General features: G+C 34.7%; 8 protein-coding genes. 2 read left to right on the top strand and 6 right to left on the bottom strand.

Annotation, left to right across the window (positions count from 1 at the left end; genetic code table 11):
• Positions 1 to 69: 69 nt before the first annotated feature.
• Complete coding sequence (locus tag ITJ86_RS02935; RefSeq protein WP_195870101.1) at positions 70 to 1,611, top strand: glycine--tRNA ligase; 1,542 nt, start codon at positions 70 to 72, stop codon at positions 1,609 to 1,611.
• A 104-nt stretch (positions 1,612 to 1,715) separates the two neighbouring features.
• On the opposite strand, the gene ITJ86_RS02930 is transcribed toward ITJ86_RS02935, so the two are convergent.
• The 6 genes from ITJ86_RS02930 to ITJ86_RS02905 all read right to left on the bottom strand — a co-directional run bounded on the left by ITJ86_RS02930 (position 1,716) and on the right by ITJ86_RS02905 (position 13,024).
• Positions 1,716 to 2,303, bottom strand: a complete 588-nt coding sequence (locus tag ITJ86_RS02930) for a DUF3575 domain-containing protein (protein ID WP_195870100.1) — start codon at positions 2,301 to 2,303, stop codon at positions 1,716 to 1,718.
• 105 nt (positions 2,304 to 2,408) lie between these two features.
• Complete coding sequence (locus ITJ86_RS02925) at positions 2,409 to 3,554, bottom strand: efflux RND transporter periplasmic adaptor subunit (protein ID WP_195870099.1); 1,146 nt, start codon at positions 3,552 to 3,554, stop codon at positions 2,409 to 2,411.
• Between the two features lie 2 nt (positions 3,555 to 3,556).
• Entirely contained in the window at positions 3,557 to 7,879 is a 4,323-nt protein-coding gene (locus tag ITJ86_RS02920; RefSeq protein WP_195870098.1) for a CusA/CzcA family heavy metal efflux RND transporter, read from the bottom strand.
• Between the two features lie 68 nt (positions 7,880 to 7,947).
• Positions 7,948 to 8,337 carry a hypothetical protein gene (locus tag ITJ86_RS02915; protein WP_195870097.1) on the bottom strand — a complete coding sequence of 130 codons (390 nt, stop codon included), beginning with the start codon at positions 8,335 to 8,337 and terminating at the stop codon, positions 7,948 to 7,950.
• A gap of 98 nt (positions 8,338 to 8,435) precedes the next feature.
• Entirely contained in the window at positions 8,436 to 9,470 is a 1,035-nt protein-coding gene (locus tag ITJ86_RS02910) for a flavin-containing monooxygenase (protein WP_195870096.1), read from the bottom strand.
• Between the two features lie 110 nt (positions 9,471 to 9,580).
• Positions 9,581 to 13,024 (bottom strand): hypothetical protein, encoded by a 3,444-nt coding sequence (locus ITJ86_RS02905; RefSeq protein WP_195870095.1) that lies wholly within the window; start codon positions 13,022 to 13,024, stop codon positions 9,581 to 9,583.
• Between the two features lie 144 nt (positions 13,025 to 13,168).
• Here ITJ86_RS02905 and ITJ86_RS02900 point away from each other — a divergent pair, with 144 nt between their 5' ends.
• A complete protein-coding gene (locus ITJ86_RS02900; protein WP_195870094.1) occupies positions 13,169 to 13,930 on the top strand; it encodes an exodeoxyribonuclease III in 762 nt (253 codons plus the stop codon).
• Positions 13,931 to 13,982 lie beyond the last annotated feature (52 nt).

Genomic DNA, 13,982 nt, shown 5'->3' with positions numbered 1-13,982 from the left:
TACAATTAAACATATAATTTTTGAAAAACCGTTCTGTTAGTCAGAGCGGTTTTTTATTTTTGCAGTATTATGGCAAACGACGATCAATTTAAAAAAGTAATCTCTCACGCAAAGGAGTATGGTTACGTGTTTCAGAGTAGTGAAATCTACGATGGACTAAGTGCAGTGTACGATTATGCTCAAAATGGAGTAGAATTAAAGAAAAATATTAGAGACTATTGGTGGAAATCAATGGTGCAAATGCACGATAATATTGTGGGTTTAGATGCTTCAATATTTATGCACCCAACCACTTGGAAAGCTTCTGGACACGTAGATGCATTCAGTGACCCTTTAATTGATAATAAGGATTCTAAAAAACGTTATAGAGCAGATGTTTTAGTGGAAGATTATTGTGCTAAAATTGAAACTAAAATTGAAAAAGAAGTCAAAAAAGCAGCAAAACGCTTTGGTGATGCTTTTAATAAAGATGAGTTTTTATCAACTAATCCACGTGTAGTAGGTTATCAAGAAAAAATCAATTCAATTTTAAAACGTTTAGGTCAGTCTTTAGAAAAAGAAGATTTAGCTGATGTTAAAGCCTTAATTGAAGAATTGGGGATTGCTTGTCCTGTTGCAGGTAGTAAAAACTGGACAGATGTTAAGCAATTTAACCTAATGTTTGGAACAAAACTTGGTGCTTCTGCCGATACAGCAATTGACTTATATTTAAGACCAGAAACAGCACAAGGTATTTTTGTAAACTTCTTAAACGTTCAGAAAACAGGACGTATGAAGATTCCTTTTGGAATAGCACAAACCGGAAAAGCTTTTAGAAACGAGATTGTTGCAAGACAGTTTATTTTTAGAATGCGTGAGTTTGAGCAAATGGAAATGCAATATTTCATAAAACCAGGTACACAGTTAAAGTGGTTTGAGTATTGGAAAGAAGAACGATTAAAATGGCATAAATCTCTTGGTTTAGGTGAAGAGAATTACCGTTTTCACGATCACGAAAAATTAGCGCATTACGCAGATGCTGCGACAGATATTGAGTTTAGATTTCCATTTGGGTTTAAAGAGTTAGAAGGTATTCACTCACGTACCGATTTCGATTTAAAACAACATGAAGAATTTTCAGGTAAAAAATTACAGTATTTTGACCATGAAGATAACGCAAGTTATACGCCTTATGTTTTAGAAACGTCTATTGGTTTAGATCGTATGTTCTTGGCTGTTTTTTCAAATGCTTTGGTTGAAGAAGAATTAGACAACAATACCACAAGAACCGTTTTAAAATTACCAGCAGTTTTAGCGCCTAATAAAGCAGCGATTTTACCATTAGTTAAAAAGGATGGTTTGCCAGAAATCGCAAAACAAATTGTTGAAGATTTAAAATGGGATTTTAACGTCACTTACGATGAAAAAGATGCCGTTGGAAGACGTTATAGAAGACAAGATGCTAACGGAACACCATTCTGTATTACCGTAGATCATGATACGTTAGAAGATCAATCGGTTACCATTCGTCATAGAGATACTATGGAACAAAAACGTGTAAAGATTGAAGATTTAAAAGATATTATAAAAGCTGAGGTTGATGTGAAGCATTGGCTGAAGAAAATGAAATAATAAGTTCCTGCGAATCCCGATAATTATTGGGAAGGAATCTCAAATACTAAAAATGTCCAAATTCTAATCATTTGGACATTTTGTTTTTATAAATATACTATCTGTTAAAAACGATAACCAAAGTTAACACCAAATCGTAATTCAACATTACTTAAATAATCGGTATCAAAATTCCCTAAGTTTCTTGCTACATCACCTTTAAGAGTTAAGGTGAATTTATTGCTAAACATCCATTTATGGCCAATCCCAAATCCTGCAGAAATACCTGAAACATCATAAGTATATTTATCTTCAACATAAGATTCAGAAAAACCATCATTATAATAATAGTAACCGTCATCCACCGAAATTTCTCCTGTTCTTGCTTTAAGTTGTGGAAAAAAGAAAAAACCGGCATGGTCTTTATGTTTTGAAAAATAAACAAGATATGCCGCATTTAAACTCATAGCTGTAGTTTTATCAATATAACCAACATCATAATATGCATAACTATCGAAGAAGTTAGCACCAATATATAGCGATTGATTGTTGTCGTATAAACGCTCATAATTCACATTTAAAGTTCCTGCAATGACCAAATCTAACAGGTTGGTTGAAATTTCTGACTCTTTAGAGGTGTCCTCAATTTGTGTTTGGGCATAAGTGGTTAAGATAGAAAATAGCAGAAATAGAGCAAAAAGTGATGATTTCATAAGTTGATTTTGATAGATTGATGATTTTTGATTTGTTTCAATAATTTATATTTTATAGATACCTAATACAACAAAAGGTTGCGTTTAAAATGCAAATTTAATTTTCTAGTGGCTATGACCTCCTTCGCTTTCATTCAGCAACATACCTTTGCCTTTAATTAATAGTTGTTTGTTTTTTAACTCGTCTGTATTTAAAACTTCAACAGCATCTTCAGTTTGTTTTCCTATTTCCAGTTTTACTTTTTTAAGATGAAATTCACCTTCTTTTTCTTCGTCCAAAATTAAAACATAGGTGCCGTCTTCTAAGGGTATTAAAGCGTCTTTGGGTAAACCCATTTGTTGGTTGCTTTCGGTGATAATTTCTGCTTCTACAAACATGCCTACAATAAAATTGTGCGCTTCATTATGCACATGACCATGCACTTGTACTCGTCTGCTTGTTGGATCAATAGTGGTACCCACCAAATGAATTTCTGCGCCAAAAGTTTCATTTGAGGCTTCTGGAATTTGAAAACGAATGCTTTGACCTTTTTTGATTTTCATAACGTCTTTTTCAAAAACTTCCAATTCTAAATGAATGTGGTCCGTATCCACAATTTCTAAAATTACATCGCTTGGCGCTACGTAAGCCCCATTACTTACGTTAACCTTACTTACAGCGCCAGAAATTGGTGAATACAACGTGATTTGAGATGAAATTCGGCCTGCTTCTACTTGCTTTGGACTAATATTCATCATTTGCAGTTTTTTGCGTAAGCCATTATAATGGGCCAAATTACTCTTGTAGGTACTTTCTGCTTTGAGATAATTTTTCTCTGAGGTTATTTGCTCATCAAACAAGGTTTTTTGTCTGTTGAATTCCGATTTTAAGTAATTCAACTGCTCTGCGACTTCAAGATAGTTTTGTTGAATTTCAACATATTCAGGATTTTCAAGTGTGACTAAGGCTTGCCCTTTTGTAACACTGTCACCAATTAATAAAGGTGTTTTGGTAATATAGCCACCTATAAACGTAGAAATGCTCGATTTGCTTTGTGGTGGTACATCTATCATGCCGTTGACCTTGATGCTTTCGTTAAAATCGAATTCACTTAAGTTTCCAAACACCATATTTTCACTTTCAAATTGGGCTTTAGTAACGGTAATGTGGTCATGGTCTGCTTTTGTCGGTGCGACTTCGACTTCATTGTTTTTTTCGTTTCCGCAGGCTGTAAATAGCACGGCGAATAAGAGTATATATAAATATTTCATCTTTAAAATTGATTTAAAATAAGGTGATTAATACTAATAACAGTTTGGTTGTACGCATTTAGATTATCGAGATACGTGAGCTCAATGTCTGTAGCGGTTTCTAAACTTTGGATGTATTGAAAAAAGTCAATTTCACCTTCTTTAAAGGTTCTATTGGCTGTTTTAATAATTTCATTTTTTAAGCGTTTGCCTTGGGTATTGTAATAGTGAATAGCTTCTTCAAATTTCTGTAGTGTGGTGAGCAACGATTTGTATTTTGAATTTAATTGCACTTCATAATCTTGTTTCTGCTCTACAATGATGTCTTTGGCAATTTTAGAGGCTTTGATTTTTGAAGAATTTCCAAAGAATAATAAGGGAATTTTTAGCCCGAATTGATAGCCTCTAATATTATCATTTAATTGGTCGTTGGTTCCTTGAAAATATTCGAAACTAAGGTCGGGTAGAAGACTTTGCTTTTCGGATTTATAAAGAGCATTCTGGTAATTTTCGGCATTTTCGAAATAGCGTAAACCAGAATTATCTTGAAGCGAAGGACTGTTTAATTCTAATTGGTCTAAGTCCTGGTCTATTATAACAATAGTGTCGACTTGTACAATTGCTTTTAATTGCTCTTTTGAATATGCAACATCTTGCAGTGCTTGCTTATACAAGGTTCGCAATTGCTTTTGCTTAGATTCGGCCGTGATGGTTTCTAAATAATTGGTCTCGCCAAGTTCAAAACGTCGTGCAGATTTCTGCGCAAAATCATGATATAAACTATCTAAAAATCGATAGGTTTCTGCCTTTTGTTTCGCATAACCTAATTGATAATAACTAGAATAAACTTGTTTTTTAAGCTGTTGTAATTGAATATTGTATCTAGAGGTTTCTAAATCTACTCTGGCTTTGTTCGCTTTTTTATCTGCAAAATAAGCCGTTGGAAATTTAAAATCTTGAGCAATTCCAAATACTTTTAAAGGTTTGTTGTTCGCTGCTAAGTTGCTCTCGTCATAATTATAATACAACGCCGTTTTATTAAAATTAAAAGCACTTGCAACCAAAGCATCCCTTTTTTCAATTTCTAAATGTGAAGCTTTTAAATGGGCATTATTCGCTATAGCGACCTCTAAAGTTTGCTCTACCGTAAGTGGTGTTTGGGCATTGCCTTGCCACATAAATAGAAAACCAAGGATAGTGACTACTGTTGTTTTATTCATCTTATGGGCTGTTTTATTTTTATACCATGTATATAGAACGGGTAAGACCACTAAGGTTAAAATAGTGGCAGTAAACAGGCCGCCAATCACTACCGTGGCTAATGGACGCTGTACTTCTGCACCTGCACTAGTAGAAATAGCCATAGGTAAAAATCCTAAGGCCGCAGCCGAAGCTGTTAATAATACAGGTCTTAAACGTTCCGTTGTTCCACGCTTTACAAGCGCTTCAATATCATTCATGCCTTCCTCATCGTGTAACGCCTTAAAATGTTCTATGAGCACAATACCGTTTAGTACGGCAATACCAAATAGAGCAATAAAACCAACCCCTGCAGAAATACTAAATGGTAAGTCGCGTAACCATAATAACAACACACCTCCAACAGCAGCTAGCGGAATGGCAGAATACACTATTAGAGCTTCTTTTACGGAATGAAATGCAAAATATAAGAGTACAAAAATTAGAATCAATGCTATGGGAATTACAACAAGCAAACGGTCTTTAGCACTTTGAAGATTTTCAAACTGACCACCATATGTAATGTTGTAACCCACCGGAAGTTGTAATTGCGTATCGAGAATAGTTCTAACCTCTGTCACTACCGATTCTAAATCTCTATTTCTAACATTTACGCCAACAACGATTCTACGTTTGGTATCATCTCTCGAAATTTTTGCAGGACCTTCCGTGTAAGTAATCGTTGCTAATTCACGCAAAGGAATCTTGCTACCATTGGGCACATCGACATATAAGTTCTGAAGACTTTCAAGATTTTTTCTACTGTTTTCATCTAATCTAACTACGAAATCAAATCGTTTTTCACCTTCAAAGACATTCCCAATGGTTTTACCAGCAAATCCCATAGAAATAAGATTATTAATATCTGAAATGTTAAGGCCATAACGGGCTATTTTATGTCTATTGTACACCACGCTCATTTGAGGTAAACCTTCTACTTTTTCTACCACAATATCAGATGCTCCTTCTACATGTGCTATTAAGGATTTAACCTCATTGGCTTTTTTTGCTAAAACTGATAAATCTTCCCCAAAAATTTTAATAGCAACATCAGCTCTTACACCTGTAATAAGTTCGTTAAATCGCATTTCAATAGGTTGGGTAAATTCTATTTCCATCCCAGGAATTACTGCTAAAGCACCTTTAAATTTCTCGGCTAATTCGTCTTTGCTATTTGCTGAAACCCATTCTTTTTTGGGTTTTAATTTTATAATTATATCACTTTGTTCCATGGACATGGGGTCGGTAGGGACTTCCGCTGCACCAATTCGGGATACGACTTGTTCTACTTCAGGAAAATTATCGATTAATATTTGTTCTATTTTTGTAGTGATTTCTATGGTTTTTCCGAGGGAGGTTCCTGTTTTAAGAACGGGCTGAATTACAAAATCACCTTCATCTAGAGTCGGTATAAATTCGCCACCCATTTTGCTAAAAATAAATGCACTTATTACCAATAAAACTCCAGAAAGACTAAGGACTATTTTTTTGTGAGCTAAAGACCAACGGATAATAGGTTCGTACCCTTTTTTGATAAAATTCATTAAGCGTACCGAAACATTCTTTGAAGATGGTTGGCTAGGTTTTAAAAATAAGGATGCTACTACGGGCACATAGGTTAAACACAAAAGCATAGCACCAACGAGCGCGAAGCTAAAGGTGAGTGCCATGGGTTTAAACATTTTGCCTTCCACACCAGTTAGTGTTAAGATAGGAATAAAAACAATGAGGATGATTAATTGCCCAAAAATGGCCGAATTCATCATTTTTGAAGCACTTTTTAGGGTAATATTGTCAATTTCGGTCTGTCTTTCGTGTTTGTTGATTGTTTTTAGTTGGTCACTTTTTGAAATTATTCGAAAGGCAATAAACTCTACAATGATAACAGCACCATCAATAATAATTCCGAAATCAATAGCGCCAAGACTCATTAAATTGGCATCTACGCCAAATACATTCATCATAGAAATGGCAAACAATAAACTCAAAGGAATAACTGAAGCGACGACCAAGCCAGAACGTAAATTTCCTAACAATAAGACCACTACAAAAATGACAATAAGTGAACCGAGGATTAAATTTTCAGACACCGTAAATGTGGTTTTGTTTATCAGTTCGCTTCGTTCTAAAAAACCATTGATATAAACGCCCTCTGGTAAGGTATGCTGAATAGAAGTCACACGTTCTTTTACGGCATCGATTACGGCTTTCGAATTACCATCTTTAATCATCATAATTTGCCCTAAAACCTTTTCGCCTTCCCCGTTTCCGGTAATGGCTCCAAAGCGTGTGGCACTGCCAAAATCAACCTTAGCAACATCTTTGATGTAAATTGGTGTGCTGGTGTTTTTAACAACAATATTTTCTATGTCTGTTAGAGATTTTACTAAACCTTCGCCACGTATAAAAAAGGCTTCATCATTTTTTTCAATATAACCACCACCAGCAACGGAATTGTTTTTTTCTAGTGCCTCGTAAATTTCAGAAATTGAAATATCCATGGCGTTTAATTGCTTCGGGTTAATAGCCACTTCATACTGTTTTAAAAATCCACCCCAAGTATTCACTTCAACCACACCAGGAATCCCGGATAGTTGCCGCTTTACTATCCAATCTTGAATGGTTCTTAAGTCAGTTGCTGAATATTGGTCTTTATAATCCGGTTTTACATCTAAAATGTATTGGTAAATTTCACCTAAACCTGTGGTAATGGGTCCCATTTCTGGGCTGCCAAAACCTTCAGGGATTTTTTCGGAGGCCGACTTTATTTTTTCCGCGATTAATTGTCTGGGTAAGTAGGTTCCCATAGCGTCTTCAAAAACAATGGTGACGACGGATAAACCGAATTTAGATACCGAACGAATTTCTTCTACGCCAGGTAAATTCGCCATTTCTAATTCTACGGGGTAGGTGATAAATTGTTCAACATCTTGGGTTGATAAATTTCGCGAGGTGGTAATAACCTGCACTTGGTTGTTGGTAATATCGGGTACAGCTCCAATAGGAATTTGCGTTAAGGAAAAGATACCGAAACCAACAATAAAAGCTGTAAATAGGAAAATAATCAGCTTATTTTTTAAGCTGAATTTTATAATGTATTCTAACATAATTCATAAAAATTAAGAAATAATGATTGCCTGTTTTGTAAAAAAAACAGGATTAAATCTAAAATGAATTAGGCGTGTTTAGGCGGTTGAAAAACAGAAGATTTCTCAAAGTTAGTATGAGAGTCTGTATAGTAAAAGTTGAAAGGAATTTTTACAAAATCTTGTTGCGTAAAATCGTAAGTAATAGCCGTGTTTATAAAAACCGGACTGATATGCGAACAAATGTGATGTGCATCTTTAAAAGGTAAGTCTTCGTGCTCTTTATGGTCGTTATCGTGGGTGACTTTAGCATCACCATAATGCTCTGTTAAAAATTCAAAAAAAGTGTCCCCATACATTTCTTTATGATAGTCCGCATGCTCCAATAAAACACCAAACTTAGAAAAGTCTTCTAAGCTGATATTGAAACTTTGGAACAGTATCAATAGTGAATATGTAAAAGCCACCAATTTAGTCATAACATTTACGAAGGTACAAATTTTAGCTAATAATTATGTCATAAATGTTACATGGCTATTAAATAAGTTGTTATTTTAAATGATTCTATTGTAGTTAGTTATAGAATTTTGTTGGCTAAATATTTGGCATCTTTTTTAATACCGCCTAATGTTGCAGAACCGCGTGTGTGTAACCAAGGTAAACCAATAAAGTAAAGGCCTTCTGTGGTGCTTATACCTCTATGGTGTTTAGGATAACCGTCTTCAGCGAGTTCTAGATTTTCAATCCATTTAAAATTTGGTTTATAACCTGTTGCCCAAATAATATTTTTTATGTCAGTTAGCTCCTTAGTAGCTGTTTTAATGGTGTTTGCTTCAGCATCTAGTGTGTGTCCAACCGTTTCTACATTATCACGATTTATTATACTTTTTACATCTGTACCAATAATGGGTTGCTTCGATTCGCTTATCTTTTTCCCTATCCATGAAGTTTTACTAAAACTTAAAAACCCAGTAATGGTAAACCACCACCATAAGGTTTTTCCTAAAATTTCTTGTGGCAATGTTCTAATATCTGTACTTCCCGAAAAATAGGTGGTTTCTTTGGTGTTTTTTGAAATTTCATCTAAAATTTGAAAACCACTATCACCTCCACCAACTACCAAAGTTGATCCTTTTTGTAATTGCGCTGGTGTTTTATAATAATTGCTATGAACTTGATAAATACTATCTGATAGCTTTTTGTGAAATTCAGGTGTGTAAGGAATATGAAACGGTCCTGTTGCAATGATTATATGTTTACAGCAAATGTCTTTTTGGTTGGTTGTTATAATAAAATGGTCGTTCTTTTTTTCAATACGTTCTGCTAAGGTGTTAAGCTGAATGGGGAACTGAAAGGTGTCAACATATTGTTTAAAATACGCTGCCACTTCAAATTTATTTGGGTAATGGCCTTTTGGAGCCGGAAACGGCATGCCTACTAAATGATTAAACTCTGTTGGTGTAAATAATTTTAACGAATCCCAACGGTTAAGCCAAGAGGCGCCAATTTGGTCTTCGCGGTCTATAATTAAAAAATCTTTTTGTTTCTGTTTTAGAAAATAAGCCATAGAAAGCCCGGCTTGTGCGGCACCTATGATTACAAAGTCTTTCATTAAATTGTTTTGTTGGTATCTGGACATAATACCATTTTTAACGGTTTTATACAAATAGATTGTCGTTAAATATCCTTGCCGTTAGATAAAGAACTTAGGCATGTATCTATCTAAAAATACGCCTTCAACTGAATAGTTCCTGTATGAATCATTTTTGAGGTTTCTGATTTTCTTCCGAAATAATTCAAATTTAAATCTAAGTATTTGGTCAGTTTTTTTTGTGCTAATAAACTCCAAGTGAAGTTTTTTCCAGGTTGTAAGCCTTCGAGCATTTGGTACGCAACAGGCGAATTTGCATTCCCTTCAAATTCATTTTCAAAAAAGTTAAACTCTCCTGTTAGTGCTATTTTTTGAGCGTTGTTATAAGTGAAAGATAAACCGTAATTATTTTGCGCCAAGGATTCTAAACTTCCTATGGTGTTTTCCTTAGAGGCGTATTGGTAAAACACATCGAACTGTGCGTTTTCGCTAAATAAATAACTCAGTTTAGGTTTTAATTGGTAATTGTCAATGATGTAATTTCTATTTGTGAAATTCTCGCTTTTACTGTCGTCATTTCCGATGCTCGCCAAGGTATTTACCAGCCAATTTACATTAAACTTATGATTGAAATTTAACTGATGACTGTTGGTTTTGTTTTGCTGAAAACCTGTAGATAATAAGTTTCTGCTTTTATTGGTTAAAAAGGTGTATGATGTGGTGTAGTGTTGTTTCCCACGGTTGAAAAATAGCACATTTCTAATACTGTAATTTAAGGATACAAAATCTTCGGTATCTAAATCGTCTTTTAAGGCTTCAAAAGGATTGAGGTTAAAAGAACTTTCATCTTTAAACTTTTTACTATCCACAATAAAAGAGGCTTGGTCGTAGAAATGGGACCAAAATTGTTTCGATTTATTTTCTGACACACTCCAGCTTTGTGGGTTTATAGTCATGGTTTGTCCAAATCGATTTTGATGGGTTTGTACAAAAACTTGGTTGGGCAATAAGACTCTAATATAGCTGCCTTGGTCTGCAAATTGGGCAATTTCAAACTCGTCTAATTCTTGAATGCCATTGTCGTTATAATCAATCCACGTGTAAGCACCTTGGCCTGCTTCAACTTCAACATACGTAAAATCTTGTTGTGCTAAGGTACCCGAATTGGTTTCAAAACTGGTATTTAAGACGATGAGGTTATTGAATAATTTCTGATTAAAATTCAATCTGCTATTCAAACTTTGTTCATCATCTACGCTACTATCTTCCGATTTTAAATCTCTATAATTTAAGAAAACTTGAAGGTTTGTATTTTGATTTTGAATCAATCGCGATTTCAAATAATAAGTGTTAGAGCTGTTAACACGCTTTAAAGAATTGTTTCGTAAACTGTCGTTATACCGTTTTACATAACCCACTTCGGCGTAAACTTTGGTACTGTCGCCAATACCAACAAAAGCTTCATACGCCTTGAATTTCTGACTCAAAGGTGTTAAGGAATCTGTTGCAAGTACACGTTGTTCGTTGTCTTCTGTTGAAAATTTAGCACCAGCCCATTTATTGTTTTTACCATAAACCACTCGGTTAAACGAGCGTAAAAATGTTGATTGATTAATGCTGCTTTCGTTGTTTAAAAGGCTTGAGTTTGAAAACACCTGAAAATCACCCAAACGTAAATTGGCAGTAACATTATGGCGGTTTCCATTGAAGTTTTCAGAATAGTTTAAATGTTCAAAATTATACGTCGCCATCCCTTTTTTAGCATGCGATAATCGCAGTCCAGAAGTGAATAACAGTTGGTTGCCATAATCAATAATTTCTTCGGTATTATCTGATGAGGTATTTAAATTCCAATCCCGATTAAATTCGGCCCTGTATAAACGTTGAATGGTATTAAAGTTCTTTTGAATAAAATCAGCATCAACAAGTGCGGAAACATTCCAAAGACTATCCGATTGTATAAGATTTTGCTTTAAGGTAAATTTTCCGGCATAGCCATCATTGTTGTTGTCATCTAGGTCTGAAAATAAATTGTCATCCTTTTTACTGGCTGCCAATTCAAAAAAGACATCCGTGTTTTTACTTGGATTGTATTGGCCGTTTACAGTGGCAATTTGCAAACGTTCTGGCGCTATGAGTTGTGTAATAGGTTCGTAATTTCCTTGAGGAACACCAGCAATTGGCGCGACATATTCATAAATATTGTTGATGGCATTGCTATTACTTAAGATGTAATTACCTTCATTTTCGCCTACTAAAGTAAAACGAAGGCTGTACAATTCATCTTCAGCATTATTAGAAAATACATAGATTTCCTCTGTGCCAATGACTTCTTTTCGATATAAAATACGATTTTCAGAATAGGTGGCAGGCGAAGCTGAAGGCGCTGTCATTAAATCTAAATCATCACCTGCATTTGCTAATATTTGCGTTTGCTCGGTTGAAAGATTTTGTTGTAAAGGTTGATTTTTAGCATCACTTTCAGAATAAACAGCGACATTTAGTTTTAAAGTTTCGGTTTCATAATTAGCACCACCAAAAACGGTAAATCTAGAATAATTACGTTCACTAAATTGATAATCGACTGTAATTCGCATTTCGGAAGTTATCGGAAACGTGGAATTAAAAATAATTTCACCGGCATTATAATCAATAACGTAATCGTTGTTTTCACCACGTTGTAACGGCACACCATTAACGTAAACGGTTTCACTTCCTGAAACCACAAGGACGTACAACTCATTGTTAGAACCACGTAATTTATAAGGCCCTTGATTCCCTTCTTGAGCCGTAAATTGTGTGGTGGTAAATTGGCCACGAACCAAAGCACCAGAAGCAAAAACAGAAGTCTTATCGCTTAAATTGGCATTGACCAACAAACCTTGTACACGCTTTGAAAAATTAGCAAAATAGCTTTTCGTGTTTTCTAGGTCAATATCACCAGCGCGTATATTCCAATCGTCACTAAACAACTCGATAAACACCTGGTCAAATTCATCTAAACGTTGCGAATAACCACTTTCTTGCAACGGAATATTGGCATCTTGAATAGAGGCTCTCAATGAGACTTTATCGCTCAGTTTTCCTGAAATTTGTAAATCGAGTTCACTATTCAATACCGAATTTTGATTGTTTCCTATGGTGACACCTCTAGAAATACTTCCGGAAGTCGTTAAACCATCAAAGGGTGTAAATGTATCTTTATTTGTAGTGTTTTGTAAGGTGTATAATTGCTGGTATTCTGAAGACCGTTCTATCACCACAGCATCATCTAATTGTTTGTAAACTTTGGTTAAGAAATCTGGATAACGCAAATAGTCTATTTGAATGCTATCGATTTCAGTAGGCATTTTAAAACGCAATAAAGCCTTTGGGAAATCGACAGTGTATAAGGTAGAATCGATAACCTTATTGTCTAATGTTTTCACCGTAAAGCGTGAAGGATTAATACTAACAGAATCAATTTGAATAGAATCTTTAACAGCTACTTTCTTTTGTATATAATTACTATTCTGCTCTTGGGAAAACCCCAAAAAAGCGCATAGCATTAGTAGAAAGGAAATAGCAATTTTCATGTAGAATAATAACTGATTTAAGCTAAAAATATTTTATCGTTAAAACAAGCTTAAAATAATGGTGTAAAAGTAGCGTATTATTTAATTTAGCGGTTAATCGAATGTATAACTAAAATGAGGTTCCCGTTTTTTCGGGAAATGTGTATGAAAATAGTGTCTTATAATGTTAATGGTATTAGAGCAGCCTTAAAAAAAGGTTTTATAGAATGGTTAACAGCGACAGATCCAGATGTTATTTGTTTGCAAGAAATTAAAGCAATGGAAGAGCAACTCGATTTAGAGGTGTTTACCGAAGCAGGTTATAAATTTAATTATTGGTTTAGTGCACAGAAAAAAGGCTATAGTGGTGTGGCTATTTTATGTAAAACGGAACCTAAGCATATTGAATTCGGCACCGGAATAGAATCTATGGATTTTGAAGGTCGAAATATCAGAGTAGATTACGATGGTGTTTCTGTAATGAGTATGTATTTACCTTCTGGAACTAATGATGCTCGATTATCGCATAAGTTTGAATATATGAACCTTATTCAAGAGTACTTAACCGAACTTCAAACAGAAAAACCAAATTTGGTGGTTTGTGGCGATTATAATATTTGTCATGAAGAAATTGATATTCACAATCCTAAAATGAAAGGTGTATCAGGATTTTTACCTGAAGAACGCGAGTGGTTAGGGGCGTTTATAGATAGTGGATTTATAGATAGTTTTAGGTATTTAAACCCTGAGCGTCAGGAATATTCATGGTGGAGTTATCGCGCAAACTCTAGAGCGAATAATAAAGGTTGGCGATTAGATTATGCCATGGTGAGCAAACCTTTACAAGAAAAAATAAAACGCAGCGTTATACTAACAGAAGCGGTTCATAGTGACCATTGTCCAATTTTATTGGAACTAGACTTATAATTACTAACAAAGAGATTTTTACCCTTAAAGTTCCTAATTTAGATTGTCCCCT

It is taken from the genome of Winogradskyella marina, from assembly GCF_015645385.1.
Lineage (GTDB): Bacteria > Bacteroidota > Bacteroidia > Flavobacteriales > Flavobacteriaceae > Winogradskyella > Winogradskyella marina.
The sequence above is the reverse complement of the archived record's forward strand: the minus strand, read 5'-3'. Positions and strand labels throughout refer to the sequence as shown.

Excerpts from the sequence above, each read along its gene's own strand:
- ITJ86_RS02905 (WP_195870095.1), bottom strand. The coding sequence starts at position 13,024 with ATGAAAATTGCTATTTCCTTTCTACTAATGCTATGCGCTTTTTTGGGG.
- ITJ86_RS02915 (WP_195870097.1), bottom strand. The coding sequence starts at position 8,337 with ATGACTAAATTGGTGGCTTTTACATATTCACTATTGATACTGTTCCAA.
- ITJ86_RS02935 (WP_195870101.1), top strand. The coding sequence starts at position 70 with ATGGCAAACGACGATCAATTTAAAAAAGTAATCTCTCACGCAAAGGAG.
- ITJ86_RS02900 (WP_195870094.1), top strand. The coding sequence starts at position 13,169 with ATGAAAATAGTGTCTTATAATGTTAATGGTATTAGAGCAGCCTTAAAA.
- ITJ86_RS02910 (WP_195870096.1), bottom strand. The coding sequence starts at position 9,470 with ATGAAAGACTTTGTAATCATAGGTGCCGCACAAGCCGGGCTTTCTATG.
- ITJ86_RS02920 (WP_195870098.1), bottom strand. The coding sequence starts at position 7,879 with ATGTTAGAATACATTATAAAATTCAGCTTAAAAAATAAGCTGATTATT.
- ITJ86_RS02930 (WP_195870100.1), bottom strand. The coding sequence starts at position 2,303 with ATGAAATCATCACTTTTTGCTCTATTTCTGCTATTTTCTATCTTAACC.
- ITJ86_RS02925 (WP_195870099.1), bottom strand. The coding sequence starts at position 3,554 with ATGAAATATTTATATATACTCTTATTCGCCGTGCTATTTACAGCCTGC.